This is a genomic window from Telluria aromaticivorans (genome assembly GCF_013003915.1).
Lineage (GTDB): Bacteria > Pseudomonadota > Gammaproteobacteria > Burkholderiales > Burkholderiaceae_D > Telluria > Telluria aromaticivorans.
In genome coordinates this window covers 609,023-625,927 of the sequence record NZ_JABAIV010000001.1, presented here as the reverse complement: position 1 = coordinate 625,927, position 16,905 = coordinate 609,023, and the positions used below count along the sequence as shown (strand labels likewise).

At 66.0% G+C, this 16,905-nt stretch carries 18 protein-coding genes; all 18 read left to right on the top strand.

All coding sequences use genetic code 11. From position 1 onward, the window contains the following. The 18 genes from cydB to HGB41_RS02755 all read left to right on the top strand — a co-directional run bounded on the left by cydB (position 1) and on the right by HGB41_RS02755 (position 16,905). On the top strand, positions 1-1,020 hold the full coding sequence (gene cydB / locus HGB41_RS02840; RefSeq protein ID WP_171080870.1) for a cytochrome d ubiquinol oxidase subunit II: 1,020 nt from the start codon (positions 1-3) through the stop codon (positions 1,018-1,020). Beyond that, on the top strand, positions 1,020-1,199 hold the full coding sequence (locus HGB41_RS02835; protein WP_171080868.1) for a DUF2474 domain-containing protein: 180 nt from the start codon (positions 1,020-1,022) through the stop codon (positions 1,197-1,199). Before cydB ends, HGB41_RS02835 begins: the two co-directional genes overlap by 1 nt. Positions 1,200-1,297: 98 nt before the next feature. Beyond that, on the top strand, positions 1,298-1,990 hold the full coding sequence (locus HGB41_RS02830; RefSeq protein ID WP_371868429.1) for a TorD/DmsD family molecular chaperone: 693 nt from the start codon (positions 1,298-1,300) through the stop codon (positions 1,988-1,990). Positions 1,991-2,008: 18 nt separating this feature from the next. After that, positions 2,009-2,284 (top strand): formate dehydrogenase, encoded by a 276-nt coding sequence (locus HGB41_RS02825; protein WP_171080866.1) that lies wholly within the window; start codon positions 2,009-2,011, stop codon positions 2,282-2,284. A gap of 19 nt (positions 2,285-2,303) precedes the next feature. After that, entirely contained in the window at positions 2,304-5,126 is a 2,823-nt protein-coding gene (locus HGB41_RS02820) for a formate dehydrogenase subunit alpha (RefSeq protein ID WP_171080864.1), read from the top strand. A 50-nt stretch (positions 5,127-5,176) separates the two neighbouring features. Next, on the top strand, positions 5,177-5,860 hold the full coding sequence (fdh3B, locus tag HGB41_RS02815) for a formate dehydrogenase FDH3 subunit beta (RefSeq protein ID WP_212760798.1): 684 nt from the start codon (positions 5,177-5,179) through the stop codon (positions 5,858-5,860). Further along, positions 5,857-6,102, top strand: a complete 246-nt coding sequence (locus HGB41_RS02810; RefSeq protein WP_229422687.1) for a hypothetical protein — start codon at positions 5,857-5,859, stop codon at positions 6,100-6,102. The genes fdh3B and HGB41_RS02810 overlap by 4 nt, the downstream gene beginning before the upstream one ends. A 9-nt stretch (positions 6,103-6,111) precedes the next feature. After that, positions 6,112-7,239 carry a formate dehydrogenase subunit gamma gene (locus HGB41_RS02805; RefSeq protein ID WP_229422685.1) on the top strand — a complete coding sequence of 376 codons (1,128 nt, stop codon included), beginning with the start codon at positions 6,112-6,114 and terminating at the stop codon, positions 7,237-7,239. A gap of 8 nt (positions 7,240-7,247) precedes the next feature. Continuing rightward, positions 7,248-7,700 (top strand): hypothetical protein, encoded by a 453-nt coding sequence (locus tag HGB41_RS02800; RefSeq protein ID WP_171080862.1) that lies wholly within the window; start codon positions 7,248-7,250, stop codon positions 7,698-7,700. After that, the gene (locus tag HGB41_RS02795) at positions 7,697-8,368 is read left to right on the top strand and encodes a hypothetical protein (protein WP_229422683.1); all 672 of its coding nucleotides are present in this window, start codon (positions 7,697-7,699) and stop codon (positions 8,366-8,368) included. The genes HGB41_RS02800 and HGB41_RS02795 overlap by 4 nt, the downstream gene beginning before the upstream one ends. Positions 8,369-8,370: 2 nt before the next feature. Then, positions 8,371-8,805: a DUF3305 domain-containing protein gene (locus HGB41_RS02790; protein ID WP_229422681.1), complete on the top strand. Its 435-nt coding sequence runs from the start codon at positions 8,371-8,373 to the stop codon at positions 8,803-8,805. A 12-nt stretch (positions 8,806-8,817) separates the two neighbouring features. After that, on the top strand, positions 8,818-9,345 hold the full coding sequence (locus tag HGB41_RS02785; protein ID WP_171080858.1) for a DUF3306 domain-containing protein: 528 nt from the start codon (positions 8,818-8,820) through the stop codon (positions 9,343-9,345). Then, a complete protein-coding gene (locus tag HGB41_RS02780) occupies positions 9,342-11,009 on the top strand; it encodes a 4Fe-4S binding protein (protein ID WP_171080856.1) in 1,668 nt (555 codons plus the stop codon). Before HGB41_RS02785 ends, HGB41_RS02780 begins: the two co-directional genes overlap by 4 nt. Positions 11,010-11,370: 361 nt before the next feature. Continuing rightward, positions 11,371-13,056, top strand: a complete 1,686-nt coding sequence (locus tag HGB41_RS02775) for an AMP-binding protein (RefSeq protein WP_171080854.1) — start codon at positions 11,371-11,373, stop codon at positions 13,054-13,056. A 223-nt stretch (positions 13,057-13,279) separates the two neighbouring features. Beyond that, positions 13,280-13,780, top strand: a complete 501-nt coding sequence (locus HGB41_RS02770) for an SET domain-containing protein (RefSeq protein WP_171080852.1) — start codon at positions 13,280-13,282, stop codon at positions 13,778-13,780. Between the two features lie 8 nt (positions 13,781-13,788). After that, on the top strand, positions 13,789-14,991 hold the full coding sequence (pncB, locus tag HGB41_RS02765) for a nicotinate phosphoribosyltransferase (protein ID WP_171080850.1): 1,203 nt from the start codon (positions 13,789-13,791) through the stop codon (positions 14,989-14,991). A gap of 578 nt (positions 14,992-15,569) precedes the next feature. Beyond that, complete coding sequence (locus HGB41_RS02760; RefSeq protein ID WP_171080848.1) at positions 15,570-16,319, top strand: GAF domain-containing protein; 750 nt, start codon at positions 15,570-15,572, stop codon at positions 16,317-16,319. A gap of 133 nt (positions 16,320-16,452) precedes the next feature. After that, a complete protein-coding gene (locus tag HGB41_RS02755; RefSeq protein WP_171080847.1) occupies positions 16,453-16,905 on the top strand; it encodes a DUF4019 domain-containing protein in 453 nt (150 codons plus the stop codon).

Below are 16,905 nucleotides of genomic sequence, written 5' to 3'. Positions count from 1 at the left end.
ATGGGCATCGATACTTCCATCATCTGGGCCCTCATCATCTTCTTCGCCGTCTTCATGTATGTGCTGCTGGACGGCTTCGACCTGGGCATCGGCATGCTGTTCCCGTTCACGCCGGAAGCGCGCGACCGCGACACCATGATGAATACCGTGGCGCCGGTCTGGGACGGCAACGAGACCTGGCTGGTGATGGGCGGGGCAGGGTTGCTGGCGGCCTTCCCGGTGGCCTATGCCATCATCCTGTCCGGCCTCTACCTGCCGCTGGTCTTCATGCTCATCGGCCTGGTGTTTCGTGGCGTCGCCTTCGAATTCCGCTTCAAGGCCAAAGAGCACGAGCGCCACCTGTGGGACAAGGCCTTCATCGGCGGCTCGGTGGTGGCGTCGTTCTTCCAGGGCGTGTCGCTCGGCGCCTTCCTGGACGGCATCGCGGTGTCGGGCCGCAGCTATGCCGGCGGGCCGCTCGACTGGATCGCGCCTTTCCCGCTGCTGGCCGGCTTCGGGGTGATGATCGCCTACCTGCTGCTGGGCTCCACCTGGCTGATCATGAAGACCGAGGGCGAGCTGCACGCGCGCATGGTGCAGGTGGCGCGCCCGCTGGCGCTGGCGCTGCTGGCCGCCATCGTCGTCGTCAGCATTTGGACCCCGCTGCGCGACCCGGCCGTCGCCGACCGCTGGTTCACTTTCCCGAACATCGTGTTCCTGGCGCCGGTGCCGGTGCTGGTGCTGGTCTTCATTGTCTTGCTGCTGCGCTCGCTCACCGGCAAGGATGACCGGCTGCCGCACCGGCTGCCCTTCGTGGCAGCGCTGGCGCTGATCTTCCTCGGCTACAGCGGCATGGCGATCAGCATATGGCCGCACATCGTGCCGCCCGCGATCTCGATCTGGGAAGCCGCCTCGCCGCCAGCCAGCCAGGGCTTCGCGCTGGTGGGCACGCTGTTCATCCTGCCCATCATCCTGATGTATACGGTCTGGTCGTACTGGGTCTTCCGCGGCAAGGTCAAGGCCGATGCGGGGTATCACTGATGGCGGGCCCCAAGGTGGGGCAGGAAGCCGGGCCGAAGGGTGGACAGGGCCGGGCGACCCGGCGCGAATGGCTGCACCGGCTGGGCTGGATGGTGGCGCTCTGGGCCGGTGGGGTGTTTACGCTGGCGGCAGTGGCCTACGTCATCCGCGTGATCATGCATGCGCTGGGCATGCGCTAGGCGTGCGCCATGGCGGCGCAGGCTGGTCAACCGTGCGCGGCCTGCCGCAGGTGAGGACTACACTTCTCGTAACCCTTCGCTAACAGGAGTGCAGCACCGTGTCCCCTCCCGACGTGCCGTCCATCGACCGTCCCGCAGTCCCGATGGCGACCGCTACTGCGTTCACTGCGATCCCGCTCCCGCTTTCCGGTGAAGACCAGGCGCGCGCCGACCTGTACGCGCTGCTGTCGCGCCTGCTGCTGGCGGCGCCCGACGGCCCGCTGCTCGATGCGCTGGCCGCGGCCGACCCGGTCTGCGCCGAAGGCGGCGACCTGGCGCTGGAGCAGGCCTGGGAACAACTGACGCTGGCCTCGGGCGTCATGGACCCCGATGCCGTGCTGGACGAGTTCGACACACTGTTCATCAGCATCGGCACCCCGCCGGTCAATCCTTACGGTTCGCGCTACCTGTCCGGCTTCATGAACGACACCCCGCTGGCCGAGTTGCGCGCCGACCTGGCCAGGCTGGGCATCCAGCGCGCCCCCGGCGTCGGCGAGTCCGAAGACCACCTTGGGTCGCTGTGCGAGACGATGCGCGTGCTGGCCGCCGGCGCCCCTGGCATCGCCCGCCAGCCGGTGGCGCGCCAGCAGCAGTTCTTCGAGACCCACGTCGCGCCATGGTACGCGCGCTGCGTGGCCGATATTGCATCCGCCGAAGGGGCGAACTACTACCGGCTGGTCGCGCGGCTGGCCGGGGCTTTCCTCGACATTGAGGCGGAAGCTTTCGCCGTCGGGGCAGCCGTCCCGGATTAACCATACGAGGCAACAGGCATGAAACAGCAAACGCAAGGGAACGAACTGGTGCCGGCAGGCGCTGCCGCAGCGGAGGGCAGGGCCGGCACCGCACCCGAGGCCGGAGCGCCCGACCTGGCGCGCCGCAGCTTCCTGAGGGCCGCGCCGCTGGGCGCCCTGGCGGTGGTCGCGGGCAGCGCCGCTGCCGCCGAAACGCCGGCCGCCGCGCCGGTCGCGCCGGAGCTTGACGCCAAGCGCGGCTACCACGAAACCGACCACATCCGCCGTTACTACCAGACCGCCGCCTACTGGTGAGCGCAACCGGAGAGCCAGCATGTCCCTTGTGAAGAGCACCCGCGACAGCGGATTGAAACGGCGCCGCTTCCTGGCCGGGGCCGGCGTGGCTGTCGGCGCCGGCGCACTGGCGCGCCAGTTGCCGCTGAACGTGATCGAGCCGGCGACGGCCGCCGACCCGGTGGCCGACGCGAAAGTGCCCACCGAGATCAAGCGCACCGTCTGCACCCACTGCTCTGTGGGCTGCTCGGTCGATGCGGTGGTGGCCAACGGCGTCTGGGTACGCCAGGAAGCTGCTTTCGATTCGCCGATCAACATGGGCGCCCACTGCGCCAAGGGCGCCTCGGTGCGCGAGCACGGCTTCGGCGAACATCGCCTGCGCTACCCCATGAAATTGGTCGCCGGCAAGTACCAGCGCATTTCCTGGGACCAGGCCATCAATGAAATCGGCGACAAGATGCTGCAGCTGCGCCAGCAGGCCGGTCCCGATGCGCTGATGCTGATCGGCAGCTCAAAGCACAACAACGAACAGGCCTACCTACTGCGCAAGTGGGCGGCCTTCTGGGGCTCGAACAATTGCGACCACCAGGCCCGCATCTGCCACTCCACCACGGTCGCGGGCGTGGCCCAGACCTTCGGCTACGGGGCGATGACGAATTCCTTCAACGACCTGCACTACAGCAAGGCCGTGATGTTCATCGGTTCCAACCCGGCCGAGGCCCACCCGATCTCGATGCTGCACTTCCTGCACGCGAAAGAGCTGGGCGCGAAGATGATCGTGGTGGACCCGCGCTTCACCCGCACGGCCCGCTTCGCCCACCACTTCGTGCGGGTGCGTCCCGGTACCGACATCCCGCTGGTCTGGGGCATCCTGTGGCATATCTTCAATAACGGCTGGGAAGACAAGGAATACATCGCCGCCCGCACCTACGGCATGGACGACGTGCGCAAAGAGGTAGCGAAATGGACGCCCGATAAAGTGTCCGACGTCACCGGCGTGCCGGAATCCTCGGTGCGCATGGCGGCCGAGATGCTGGCCAAGAACAAGCCGTCGTCGGTGGTCTGGTGCATGGGCATCACCCAGCACCACGTCGGCACCGCCAACGTGCGGGCGCTGTCGATCCTGCAGCTGGCGCTGGGCAATATCGGCGTGCCGGGCGGCGGCGCCAATATCTACCGCGGCCATGACAACGTGCAGGGCGCGACCGACGTCGGCCCCAACGCCGACTCGCTGCCGGGCTATTACGGTATCGCCGAAGGCGCCTGGAAGCATTTCGCCACTGCCTGGGGCGTCGATTACAACTGGATCATGTCGCGCTTCGCCTCGAAAGAGCTGATGGAAAAGCCCGGCGTCACGGTCTCGCGCTGGTTCGACGCGGTCAACGAGCAGAACCAGTTCGTCGACCAACCGGGCAATCTGCGCGCCGTGTTTTACTGGGGACATGCACCCAACAGCCAAGTCCGCCTGCCAGACATGAAGGCGGCGATGCAGAAGCTCGACCTGCTGGTGGTGGTCGATCCCTACCCGAGCATGACGGCGGCGATGCACGGCCGCACCGATGGCGTCTATTTGCTGCCGGCCGCGTCGCAGTTCGAGACCCAGGGCTCCTGCACCTCGTCGAACCGTTCGATCCAGTGGCGTGAGCGCGTCATCATGCCGCTGTTCGAGTGCAAGACCGACCACGAGATCATGTATTTGTTCGCCAAGAAGCTCGGCTTCCATAACGAACTGTGCAAGAACATCAAGGTGGTGCAGAACGAACCCGTGATCGAAGACATCCTGCGCGAGATCAACCGCTCGTGCTGGACCATCGGCTATACGGGCTGTTCGCCGGAACGCCTCAAGCTCCACATGGAGAACAAGCACACCTTCAACCCGACCACCATGCGCGCCGACGACGGACCCTGCAAGGGCGACTACTACGGCCTGCCGTGGCCGTGCTGGGGCACGCCGGAGATGAAGCACCCCGGCACGCCGATCCTGTACGACACCAGCAAGTCGATCGCCGAGGGCGGCTTGCCGTTCCGCGCCAACTGGGGCGTCGAGCACAACGGCGTGTCGCTGCTGGCGGCCGACGGCTCGACCAACAAGGACAGCCAGCTCGATACCGGCTATCCCGAATTCGACCACATCTTCCTGAAAAAACTGGGCTGGTGGGCCGAGCTCACGCCGCAAGAGCAGGCCCTGGCCGAAGGCAAGAACTGGAAGACCGATGCCTCGGGCGGCATCATCCGTGTCGTCATTGCGCACGGCTGCGCGCCCTTCGGCAATGCCCGCGCACGCTGCAATGTGTGGAACTTCCCCGATCCGGTTCCAGTCCACCGCGAGCCGCTGGCCTCGCCGCGCCGCGACCTGGTCGCCGCCTACCCGACCTATGACGACAAGGCCAATTTCTGGCGTTTGCCGACGCTGTATAAATCGGTGCAGGCCGTGGATTATTCCAAGGACTTCCCGATGATCATGACTTCCGGCCGCCTGGTGGAATACGAGGGCGGCGGCGAGGAAACCCGGTCGAATCCCTGGCTGGCAGAGCTCCAGCAAAACATGTTCGTCGAGATCAATCCGAAGGATGCGGCCCAGCTCAATGCGCGCATCGGCGACTACGTCTGGGTCGAGACGCCCACGGGTGCACGCATGAAGATGATGGCGATGGTCACCGAGCGGGTGCCGATCGGCCTGGTCTGGATGCCTTTCCACTTCGGCGGCTGGTGGATGGGTGAAGACCTCGAGCGCCACTATCCCGAGGGCGGCGCCCCGACCGTGCGCGGCGAAGCCTGCAACACCGGCTGGACCTACGGTTACGACGCCGTGACGATGATGCAGGAAACCAAGGTATCGCTGTGCCGCGTGGTGCGCGCGTAAGCGCCGGCTGCGGTTACTGGACGCATTAGAAGAAAGCTGAGGAGGGTGGCATGGCCGCGAGGATGAAATTCATTTGCGATACCGAGCGTTGCATCGACTGCAATGGCTGCGTGACCGCATGCAAGAACGAAAACGAAACGCCGTGGGGCGTCAGCCGCCGCCGCGTGGTGACGATCAACGACGGCATCCCGGGCGAACGCTCGGTCTCGATCGCCTGCATGCACTGCACCGACGCGCCCTGCATGGCGGTGTGCCCGACCAACTGCATCTACCACACGGAAGACGGCATCGTCCTGCACAGCAAGGACCAGTGCATTGGCTGCGGCTACTGTTCCTATGCCTGCCCGTTCGGTGCGCCGCAGTTTCCCGAGAGCGGCCTGTTCAACCACCGCGGCAAGATGGACAAATGCACTTACTGCGCCGGCGGCCCCGAAGTCGACACCTCCGAGGCCGAGTTCAAGAAATACGGCCGCAACCGGATCGCCGAGGGCAAGCTGCCGGCCTGCGCCGAGATGTGCGGCACCAAGGCGCTGCTGGCCGGCGACGCCAACCTGATTGCCGACATCTACCGCCAGCGCGTCGAGACGCGCGGCTACGGGCCTGAATTGTGGGGATGGAAGATCGCCTACGGGCGACCGAAACGCGGCGGCGAGATCCAGGCCAAGGGCGACCTGCCGCGCAAGAACCAGGTGCCCGGCGATACCCAGAACGGCGGTGGAGGGTTCCCACAATGAACAAGCTCCCGGACATGAAACTGCCGCGTTTCAGGCTGCGGTATTGCGTGCTCGCGCTGCCGCTGCTGCTGGGTGGCTGCCTCGAAGTCGACCAGCATCCCGAATGGCTGCGCGGCCAGTACGCCGGCAAGGTTGATAACAGGCCTTACCAGGTGCGCTTCCATAACGACCGGCTGGCCTGGGCCGCAGCCATCAACAACCGCAACCAGAAGCAGAACGAGTACAACCGGGCCAATCCCTAGGAGCCGACGATGCACGCCAACCCGCTTCGAATTCCTTCGTTCCTGGCCCGGCTGTTCGCGCTGCCGAAGTCGCCGTTGATGCTGGCCATCGCCCTGGCCCTGGCCGCGCTGCTGGCGCTTCCGGCGGCCTTCGCCGGCGTGCCCAACAAGGACGCCAAGCCGGCCTACGCCGAAGAGCAGACCATGCTCCAGATCGAAGGCGACTCGGTGGTGCGCGAGCCGGGCCTGGCCAATCCGGCCTCGGGGCGCGTGCACATGGACCGCCATTTCCTGGGCCAATATGGGGCCACCGAAGCGAACGTCATCGTCCAGCGCGGCGGCAATACCTGGCGCCACCTGCGCAACGGGCCGCTGGCCACCATCGCCGGCTTCATCCTGCTGGTCGTACCCTTCCTGATCTTCGTGTTCTACAAGGCGGTCGGCCCGGCTGCGGAAGAACCGGGCTCCGGGCGCCGCATCCAGCGCTTCACCGCCTGGGAGCGCCATGTCCACTGGGCCACGGCGTATACCTTCATCGCGCTGGCGATTACCGGCATCATCATCATGTACGGCAAGAAGATCATGCTGCCGTGGATGGGGCACGACCTGTTCTCGTGGTTCGCGATCATCTCCAAATACCTGCACAACTTCGTCGGGCCGCTGTTCATCCTGTGCTCGATCCTGATGTTCATCACTTTCCTGCGTCGCAATTTCTTCAACCGCCATGACTGGCAGTGGGTGAAGCAGGGCGGGGGACTGGTCTCGCACAAGCACGTGCCGGCCGGCTTCTTCAATGCGGGTGAAAAAGCCTGGTTCTGGCTCGGCGTCACCCTGCTCGGCATCCTCATGTCGATCACCGGACTGGTGCTTGATTTCGTCACCTTCGGCCAGACCCGCTACGTGCTGCAGGTCGCGAATGTCCTGCACGTGGCCGGCGCCGCCCTCTACATCGCCGCCGCCATGGGCCATATCTATATCGGTACCTGGGGCACGCCCGGCGCCTACAAGGCCATGCGCGAAGGCACGGTCGACGAAGAATGGGCCAAGGCCCACCACGCGCTCTGGTACGAGGGGGTGAAAGACGGGTCGGCGCCAGGCCCCCATCCGGACGGCGGCGCACTGGTGCGCCCGACACCGCGGCCGGGCCCGGCACATTGAGGACGAACATGAAACCATCGAACATCCTGATCCATTGCGGCCTGGCGGGGCTGGTCCTGTTGGCTAGCGGCTGCGACCGCGGCCGCAACCCGAGCGTGGGCGGCATCGATCAGACCAAATACCCGGGCCAGGTGTCCGCCGGGGGACAAACCAGCGGCGCCATCATCGCCGCCACCGCCAAGCCGGTGACCGACGCCACCTATGCCGGCGGCACGCCCGGCCATGCCGGCGGTGCGGGCGGCACCTCGTCGGGCGCCGAAACCGCCGGTACGGTGCGCGAAACCGGGCAGGGCCCGAGCAGGGGCGTGACGGCGCCGACCGGGGCCCAGGCCGGCACCAACAAGCCGTCCGGTGATAACGGCAGCCCCGCCGCGCCGGCGCCGGGAACCGTGCAGTCCACGCCCGCCTCCAACGCGGCGCCCCAGGGGCCGGCCGCCCCCGGACAGCTGAAAGGCCAATGATGATGAAGCCCAGTTCACGTAACTTCGGGGCCGGCATTGCGCTGGCAGGGATGCTCGCGTGCAGCACGGCAGCCCTGGCGGCCTTGCCGAAACCGGTCCTGACGTCGGCACAGCAGGAGGCCGCGGCCGTCAAGAAGGCCGAGGCGGATGCCAAGGCCGCCAAAGACAAGGCCGCGCTCACGACGACGATGGATACACTCAGTACCCGCTGGCGTTCGCAGGCGCCGTCGAAGGGCTGGCGGGTCAATCCGCCGGTCGCCATCGTCGCCGCGGCACCAGCTGCAGTACCCGGTACTGCGCCCGGTGCCGCGCCCGGCGCACCGGTCGGTGTCGCCGTGAACATGCCGGGGCCTAACACGGCTGCGGCGGGCGCTGCAGCCGGCGCTGCAGCCCGGGTGCCGGCAGGCGTCACGCCGCCGGCGGCGGGCATGCCCGCCGCCGCGCCCTCCACGGCAGCGCCGGGCACGGCTGCCGCCGTGCCGGCCACCGGCGCGGCGCCGCTCAGCCGCCAGGCCCTGAACGCGGCCAACGTGCCGGTCAAGAGCGAAAAGCTGGGCACGGCCCGGCCGAGCGAAGACGTCAAGACCCGGCAGACCCAGGCCGTGCCGAAAGGCGTCGGCCCGGCAGTGGAAAACAAGTCAACCCCAACGACGGCGAACAAGAAATGAAAATGGGCAGCATGCCAATCGCGGTCATCATGCAGCGCCGCGCGCTGCAGCACCGCTGGGCCGACGAAGCCTGGGCAGCGGTCGGCGTGGTGCCGGACCGCGGCAACCTGCCGCGCCTGCAGGTGCTGAGCGAAAGCCCGGAGCGCGACTATTACCTGGTGTCCGGCCTCGAGCTCGAGCTGTACACCGACGAGAACGAGGGCTATTACGAGAACGTCGTGGCGCCCGAATCGAAGGTCTTCGTACTGTGGCGGATGGAAGACGGCAAGGCCATCCCCGCGCGTGCTTCGGTGAGCTATGTCGAGGGCACCCGCATGTTCGACTCGGGCGAGTCGGCCGACGGCGTGACCATGCCGGCCGAGATCTATACCTGGGTGGCCGACTACCTGCGCGCGCATTACCAGCCGAAGCCGCGCCGCGGGCGCCAGCACGGATGAGCGAGGCAAGCGATGTCTGAAGAAGGATTCTTCCGGCGCTGGGCGCGACTGAAAACGACCGGCCCGGCCCCCGGCGAGGAGCCCGCGGAGGCGCAGGCCCTGGTGCCGCAAGCCCGGCCCTTGTCCACTGCCACCACGGCCACGGGGCCATCCCGCACCGTCCTGGCGGCGCCGGCGGCATCCGATCCGGCAGGCGCCGGCGTGCAACCGGAGCGGCCCCTGCCAACGATGGAAGACGCGGCCCGATTGACGCCGGACGCCGATTTTTCCGCCTTCGTCGGCAAGGGCGTCGACAAGTCGGTGCAGCGCCTGGCGCTGAAAACCCTGTTCGCCGACCCGCATTTCAAGCTCATCGACGGGCTCGACGTGTACATGAGCGACTATAACAAGGCGTCGCCACTCACGCCCGTCATGCTGGCATCGCTCCAGCATGCACAGGGGCTGGTGGCCAGGCTGCTGGACGACCAGCGCAAGGACGCAGAAGAACAGGCATCCGCCGAGGGCGAGGCGCCGCCGACCACCGAACAAGGGACCGCATGAACATCCGTTTCACCGATATGCCACCGCTCGAACCGGTCCAGGATGGACGCGACGCGCAGGCGCGCAGCGCCGCCGTGCTGGCGGCCGACGCCATTCCCGTCTACGAGGCCTCGGTCACCGTCAATTACCGCTCCGGCGGGCGCACGCTCGTGGTCGGTTCCGCCGCGAATGCGCTGCCCTGGGCCGACCGCCTGGCCGCGGCGCTTCCTGTCACCGTGCTGCTGCTCGACAACCAGGACACCATGCCGGTGCGGCCCTATCCGGTACACGTCGCGCGCACCGTCGCCGTAGCGGGCTGGCTCGGCTCCTTCGAGGCGCGCTGGCAGGCGCCCGGCCGGCCGGTGGAGCAGGGCCGTTTCGACCTCGTGCTCGACCTGAGCCCGAGCCGCCTGATCCCGAGCCACCAGCGCCCGAACGGCTATTACGCGCCCGGTTACGACGACGATGCCCGCGCCCAGGCGGTCGAGGCCATGTTCGAGATGGTCGGCGACTTCGAGAAGCCCAAGTATTTCTCGTACAAGGAGCGCATCTGCGCCCACGGCCGTAACGGACAGGAGGGCTGTACCGCCTGCATCGACATCTGCTCGGCCCAGGCCATTGCCGGCGACGGCGACAAGATCAAGGTCAACCCCTACCTGTGCGCCGGCTGCGGCGCCTGCTCCACCGTCTGCCCGACCGGCGCCATCAGCTATGCCTTCCCGCCGGCCGCACTGACCGGCAAGCGCATCCAGGCCGCCTTGCGCTCCTACCGCGAGGCCGGCGGCAGCGCGCCGGTCTTGCTGCTGCACGACCCGGAACACGGCGCGGCGCTGCTGGCCCAACTGGGCGATGCGATTCCAGGACGGGTGATCCCGCTGGCGCTGCAGCACACCGCCTCGACCGGCATCGACGTCTGGTTCGCCGCGATCGCTTACGGCGCCTCCGGCATCTCGGTGCTGATGACCGGCCACGAAGCCCCGCAATACACCGCCGCCCTCGACCAGCAGATGGAGATTGCCCAGGCCGTGCTGGACGGGCTCGGCTACGACGGACCGCACCTGCAACTGCTGCGGGTGGATGCGCCGGAAGAACTGGCGGTGGCCCTGCGTCACGCCCCACGCGGCCTGGCGCCAAGCGAGCCGGCCGTGTTCCACCTGGCAAACGACAAGCGCAACACCCTCGACTATGCGCTCGACCACCTGCACCGCCACGCGCCGCAGCGCCCCGAGCAGGTGGCGCTGCCACCGGGCGCGCCCTTCGGCGCCATCGAAGTCAACCGCAGCGCCTGCACCCTGTGCATGTCCTGCGTCGGCGCCTGCCCGGCAGGCGCGCTCCAGGACGGGCAGGGCGTCCCGCTGCTGCGCTTCATCGAGAAGAACTGCGTCCAGTGCGGCCTGTGCGCCACCACCTGTCCCGAGAACGCCATTACGCTCACGCCGCGCCTGTCCTTCATGGAAACGCGCAACCAGCCGGTGGTGCTCAACGAAACCCAGCCCTTCCACTGCATCCGCTGCGACAAGCCCTTCGGCACCCTGCAGATGGTCGAGAACATGCTGGGCCGCCTCGGCTCGCACCCCGCCTTCGCCGGCCACCTCGACCGCCTGCGCATGTGCGGCGACTGCCGCGTGATCGACATGATGGAGCCGCGCGACGAAATGCGGGTAACGACCCTGCGGCGCGATTGACGGGTTGCGGCGCATCTCCCGCCGGGCGGGATGCATATCGTTGGCCCGTAGCGTGGGCAGGGCAAGTCAGTCCAATGGACTGACTTGCGCCCACGCGTTCAACCAGTGCAGGCATCGTGGCAATGCATGCCGTCATCGACGATCTTCTTCCCTCCAGCGCACACGTCGCGACGGCGCATGGTTTAGTTGAACGCGCGGGCGGCGCACACGACCCGGGCAAATCCCCGTTCCCGGTGGAGCCGCCCACCCTACGAAACCAAAGCCTTTCCCCACCCTGCCAAACGGTGGCAGAATAGCCACGACACCGGCCCCGGCATCCCCCAATCTGCCCCTGCCACCCCACCAGCGACCAGGAGACACCATGACGCCAACCCAGCGCTTCGTCCAAGCGCGCGATTTCCTGCAGCAGCACCGCCTCGACTACGACACCGCCTACCGCGGCTACCAGCCACCCCAGCTCGATAACTTCAACTGGGCGCTCGACTTCTTCGACAAACAGGCGCAGGACAACCTGCTACCTGCGTTATGGGTCGTGGAAGACGACGGTTCCGAGCGCAAGGTCTCGTTCGCCGACATGGCCTCGCGTTCCTGCCAGGTGGCCGAATACCTGCGCCAGTGCGGGGTGCGGCGCGGCGACCGGGTGCTGCTGATGCTGCCGAACCGGGTCGAGCTGTGGGAGATCATGCTGGCCGGGATCAAGCTTGGCGCCGTGCTGGTGCCGACCACGCTGCTGGTCTCGGGCGCCGACCTGCAGGACCGCCTGGAACGCGGCCGCGTCAGGCACGTCATTGCCCAGGCTTCCGAGGCCGACAAGTTCGAGACGATGCAGGGCAGCTTTACCCGCATCGCCGTCGGCGGCGCACCAAGCGGCTGGCATGACTATGAAGACAGCCACGACATGCTCTCCGTGTTCGACCCGGAAGGCGAGACCCGCGCCACCGATCCGCTGCTGCTCTACTTCACCTCCGGCACCACGGCCAAGCCCAAGCTGGTGCTGCACAGCCACCAGAGCTATCCAGTGGGCCACCTGTCGACCATGTACTGGATCGGCCTGCAGCCCGGCGACGTCCACTGGAACATCTCCTCGCCCGGCTGGGCCAAGCATGCCTGGAGCTGCTTCTTCGCGCCCTGGAGTGCCGGCGCCACCATCTTCGTCTACAACTACGAGCGCTTCTCGAGCAAGGCGGCGCTGGACACCATTACCCGCTGCGGCGTGACCTCGCTGTGCGCGCCGCCCACGGTCTGGCGCATGATGATCCAGGAAGATTTAACCGCCTGGAAGCCGCCGCTGCGCGAGCTGGTCGGCGCCGGCGAACCGCTCAACCCGGAAGTGATCGAGCAGGTCGAGAAGGCCTGGGGCATCCGCATCCGCGACGGCTTCGGCCAGTCGGAGAGCACCGCGCAGATCGGCAATTCGCCGGGCCAGCCGATCAAGCCGGGCTCGATGGGGCGCCCGCTGCCGGGCTACAGCGTCACGCTGCTCGACATCGACGACCTCGAAGCGCAGGAGGGCGAGATTTCGCTGAAGCTCGACCCGGCCCCGCTGGGACTGATGATGTGCTACGAAGGCGACGAAGAGAAAACCGCGAACGTCATGCGCGCGGGCCACTACCACACCGGCGACACCGCCACGGTCGACGCGGACGGCTACTACTTCTACGTCGGCCGCAATGACGACGTGTTCAAGTCGTCCGACTACCGCATCAGCCCCTTCGAGCTCGAGAGCGTCCTGATCGAACACGACGACGTGCTCGAAGCTGCGATCGTGCCGAGTCCCGACCCGTTGCGGCTGTCGGTGCCAAAGGCCTTCGTCACGCTGCGCCAGGGCGTGGCGCCAAGCCGCGAGGTCGCCGCATCGCTGTTCGCCTTCGCCCGCGAGCGCCTCGCGCCCTACAAACGCATCCGCCGCATCGAATTCCGCGAACTGCCGAAAACCATCTCCGGCAAGATCCGCCGCGTCGAACTGCGCAAGGAAGAAGCCGCCCGCAACGACGGCGCAGCGCAACAGGGCCCTGAATACCGCGAAGAAGACTTCACCACCTCATAGCCGAAGATAGCGATGTCGAATACCGTAGGGTGGGCAGATTCTGCCCACGCGTTCAACCCGTGCCGGTAAGGCCCGCGGGCATCCGATAGCCGGTGTGTTTAATCAAACTCATTTATTACCGAAGTGTGCGGCACCCCCACCGGCATTACCGACATAATAGTGATCATTCCCACAACACGCGCCAACCCCGCCCCGTGGCCCCGCACCGCTCCGACTACCATCGATGACCACCACTACAACCGCCGCCAAGCCCGACCTCTCCTACGAAGTCCGCACCTCCCCCGTCCACGGCAACGGCGTCTTCGCGCTGAAACCCATCGGCGCCGGTGACCGCATCATCGAATACCGCGGCGAGCGCATCACCTGGGACGAAGCGACCGATCGTGCGGCCAAAGCCGGCGGCCCGATCAACCACACCTTCTACTTCACGCTGGCCGACAGCCGCGTGATCGATGGCGGCAGCCGCGGCAACGCGGCGCGCTGGATCAACCATGCCTGCTCGCCCAACTGCGAAGCCTTCGAGCACGAGGGCCGCGTCTACATCCACGCCATGCGCGACATCGAAGCCGGCGAAGAGCTGAACTACAACTACGCGCTGATCTACGACGAACGCCACACACCGGCGCTGAAAAAACTGTTCGCCTGCCGCTGCGGCACGCCGGGCTGCACCGGCACCATGCTCGCTCCGAAAAAGCGAACGAAGAAACCGGCGGCGACTGCGTGAGGAATGCGATGAACCCGGTCGTCCGCAGCCTGCTTGAAACCGACCTGTACAAGTTCACGATGTGGCAGGCACTGCTGCACAGCCACCCTGGCGCCGATGGCGAGTACGAATTCCGCTGCCGTAACCAGCCGGCCTATCCGCTGGCCGAGCTGAAGGACGACGTCGAGCGCGAGTTAGAGCACCTGTGCTCGCTCATGTTCACGGAAGAAGAAGTCGACTACCTGCGCGGCCTGCGCTTCATCAAGAGCGACTTCGCCGATTTCCTCACGCTGTTCCGCTTCCAGCGCAAGTTCATCGAGGTCAGTACCGACGGCCCGCACCTGCGCATCCGCGCTGCCGGCCCGATCGTGCACGTGATGGGCTTCGAGATCTTCGTGCTCTACATCGTCAACGAGCTGTATTTCCGCCGCTTCGACCGCGAGGCCGCCATTGCCGAGGCACGGGTGCGCCTGCAGCAGAAGATCGACGAGCTGCGCGCCTTCGAGCAGGAGCCGAAGCGCGCCACGCCCTTCGAGTTCTTCGATTTCGGCGTGCGCCGGCGTTTTTCAGGGGAGTGGCAGGACGAAGTCGTGGCGACGCTGGCGCGCGAGCTGCCCCAATTCTTCAAAGGCACCTCGAACGTGCACCTGGCGCGCAAATACGGCCTGGTGCCGATCGGGACGATGGCCCACGAATACCTGCAGGCCTACCAGGCCTTTGGCGTGCGCCTGCGCGACTTCCAGAAAGCCGCGCTCGAAGACTGGGTCCAGGAATACCGGGGCGACCTGGGCACCGCACTCACCGACGTGGTCGGGATGGATGCCTTCCTGGCCGATTTCGACCTGTACTTTGCCAAGCTGTTCGACGGCCTGCGCCACGATTCTGGCGACCCGGTGGAGTGGGGCGAGAAGGCGCTGGCCCATTACGCCCGCCTGCGCATCGATGCGCGCACCAAGCGCCTGGTGTTCTCGGACGGGCTCACGGTGCCCAAGGCCCTGGACCTGTACCGGCATTTTGCCGACCGCACCCTGCTGGGCTTCGGCATCGGCACCAAGCTGACCAACGATACGCCTTATCCAGCGCTGAACATCGTCATGAAGCTGGTGCAGTGCAACGGGCAGCCGGTGGCCAAGCTGGCGGATACTGCGGGGAAGTCGATGTGTACGGACGAGACCTTCCTGGCCTACCTGCGCCAGGTGTTCAACCACCCGGAGAACAGCCGAAACCCGTAGGGTGGGCAATTCGTAATTCAGGCCATTGGCCTGAATTACCTTGCCCACGCGGTGATAGTTGGTGGCAAGATCATCGAGCCCGAGAGCGGAGCCGATAACAATCACCGCGTGGGCAGAATCTGCGCACCCTAGGCGAATACAGCCTCGTCGCAAGGCCCGCGTGCCGGAAAAAGGTCATGAAAAATCCTGTAGGATGAATCGAGTTGCTTTAATGGCAAGCTTATTGGTAAATACTTCATGGATTCTCACAGTTAGATTCTTTGTTGCAACTGAATGTGCGGAATTTATGTATTACCGAGGGTTATCTCCCGGGCCAAGACGCAGCTTGTTCAGTCACAGGACACGAACGATCGTTGCATTTGAGTAACTTTACGCGGCTCCCGGTCGAAATCTGGACAAGGTTTAAATCGATTATTCAAGTTTTTGGTCAAATTGAGGTGATTTTGAGCAATTTATTTCATCTGTGTTAATTTGAATTGACGAAACTGACAATATCTGAACGCAATCTCTAACAAAATCCCGTTATCCCAAGGAATTTCGGCAGATCGGCTATACTGTGGTCATACATAGGATTGCTAATGCTAAGCAAGTTCACCGAAGAAGACCCGATCCTCACCACCAGCGCCGCGGCGCGGATCCTGGGCGTAGCGACCAGTACCGTCCAGTTATGGATGGAGAGCGGCGCCATCGCGTCGTGGAAGACCCCCGGCGGGCACCGTCGCACGCGCCGGAGCACGATCGAGGCGATGCTGGAACGGGCAGGGCCTTTGTCGGGCTCCTTGTCCGGCGAATCCGCCGTGCCGGTGCCGACCGATCCGGAATACCTGGTGTCCGGCGACGAATCCTATCCGACCGGTCCCGACGAAGCACGCCGCCTGGCGGCGCTTGCGGCGACCCGCATGATCGACAGTGCCCCTGAAGAACGCTTCAACCGCATCGTGCGCCTGGCCGCGACCGTGACCGCTTCGCCGATCGCACTGGTGTCGCTGCTGACGGCGCGGCGCCAGTGGTTCAAGGCGCGGGTCGGACTCGAACCGCAGGAAACGCCGCGAGAATGGGCCTTCTGCTCCCACGCCATCCTGCAGGATGCGCCCTTCATGGTCGAAGATGCCGCCACCGACGAACGCTTCCGCGACAATCCGCTGGTGCTGGCCGACCCGCGCATCCGTTTCTATGCCGGCGTGCCGCTGCGCGACCGTTCCGGTTTGCCGATGGGAACCCTGTGCGTCATCGACCGCGAGCCGCGCCGCCTGCGCGCCGCAGAACTGCAGGCACTGTGCGACCTCGCCGACATCGCGTCGTTGGAGATCCAGGCCAAGGTCGCCTGACCCGGCTTCCGCTGAATTGGCAGGCAGTCGCTGCGCTGCTGATACTGGATCGCCATCGCGCTGTGACAATGCGCGACCAACTGTCGCGTTTTTCCCGCTATGCTGGGGACTTCACTTCACGCCGAGGACCGCCATGAGATTTTTTGCCGCCCCTGCCCTGATCCTTGCCACCAGCCTTGCCGTCGCCGTCTTGCCGGCTGCCGCACAGCAGCCCGCCGCTGCCACCACCCTCGATGTTGCCGGCACCGCTGCCGCCAACCAGAGCGCATCCGGTTTCCTCGCATTGCTCGATGCAGGCAAATTCGCCGACTCCTGGACCGAGGGCGCAGTCCTGCTGCGCGGCGCGGTGCCGCAAGATCACTGGAACGGCGTGGTCGGCTCGATGCGCAAGCCTCTGGGCGAGGTCAAATCACGCAAGCAGCTGTCTTCGACCTACACCCGCAGCATCCCCGGCGCGCCTGATGGCGAATACGTGATCGTCCAGTACCAGACCGAGTTCGCCAACAAGGCAGGCGCGATCGAAACCGTCACGCCGATGCGCCAGGCAGACGGCAGCTGGAAAGTGTCGGGCTACTTCCTGAAGTAA

Excerpts from the sequence above, each read along its gene's own strand:
- cydB (WP_171080870.1), top strand. The coding sequence starts at position 1 with ATGGGCATCGATACTTCCATCATCTGGGCCCTCATCATCTTCTTCGCC.
- HGB41_RS02835 (WP_171080868.1), top strand. The coding sequence starts at position 1,020 with ATGGCGGGCCCCAAGGTGGGGCAGGAAGCCGGGCCGAAGGGTGGACAG.
- HGB41_RS02825 (WP_171080866.1), top strand. The coding sequence starts at position 2,009 with ATGAAACAGCAAACGCAAGGGAACGAACTGGTGCCGGCAGGCGCTGCC.
- HGB41_RS02820 (WP_171080864.1), top strand. The coding sequence starts at position 2,304 with ATGTCCCTTGTGAAGAGCACCCGCGACAGCGGATTGAAACGGCGCCGC.
- fdh3B (WP_212760798.1), top strand. The coding sequence starts at position 5,177 with ATGGCCGCGAGGATGAAATTCATTTGCGATACCGAGCGTTGCATCGAC.
- HGB41_RS02810 (WP_229422687.1), top strand. The coding sequence starts at position 5,857 with ATGAACAAGCTCCCGGACATGAAACTGCCGCGTTTCAGGCTGCGGTAT.
- HGB41_RS02805 (WP_229422685.1), top strand. The coding sequence starts at position 6,112 with ATGCACGCCAACCCGCTTCGAATTCCTTCGTTCCTGGCCCGGCTGTTC.
- HGB41_RS02800 (WP_171080862.1), top strand. The coding sequence starts at position 7,248 with ATGAAACCATCGAACATCCTGATCCATTGCGGCCTGGCGGGGCTGGTC.
- HGB41_RS02795 (WP_229422683.1), top strand. The coding sequence starts at position 7,697 with ATGATGATGAAGCCCAGTTCACGTAACTTCGGGGCCGGCATTGCGCTG.
- HGB41_RS02790 (WP_229422681.1), top strand. The coding sequence starts at position 8,371 with ATGGGCAGCATGCCAATCGCGGTCATCATGCAGCGCCGCGCGCTGCAG.
- HGB41_RS02785 (WP_171080858.1), top strand. The coding sequence starts at position 8,818 with ATGTCTGAAGAAGGATTCTTCCGGCGCTGGGCGCGACTGAAAACGACC.
- HGB41_RS02780 (WP_171080856.1), top strand. The coding sequence starts at position 9,342 with ATGAACATCCGTTTCACCGATATGCCACCGCTCGAACCGGTCCAGGAT.
- HGB41_RS02775 (WP_171080854.1), top strand. The coding sequence starts at position 11,371 with ATGACGCCAACCCAGCGCTTCGTCCAAGCGCGCGATTTCCTGCAGCAG.
- HGB41_RS02770 (WP_171080852.1), top strand. The coding sequence starts at position 13,280 with ATGACCACCACTACAACCGCCGCCAAGCCCGACCTCTCCTACGAAGTC.
- pncB (WP_171080850.1), top strand. The coding sequence starts at position 13,789 with ATGAACCCGGTCGTCCGCAGCCTGCTTGAAACCGACCTGTACAAGTTC.
- HGB41_RS02760 (WP_171080848.1), top strand. The coding sequence starts at position 15,570 with ATGCTAAGCAAGTTCACCGAAGAAGACCCGATCCTCACCACCAGCGCC.
- HGB41_RS02755 (WP_171080847.1), top strand. The coding sequence starts at position 16,453 with ATGAGATTTTTTGCCGCCCCTGCCCTGATCCTTGCCACCAGCCTTGCC.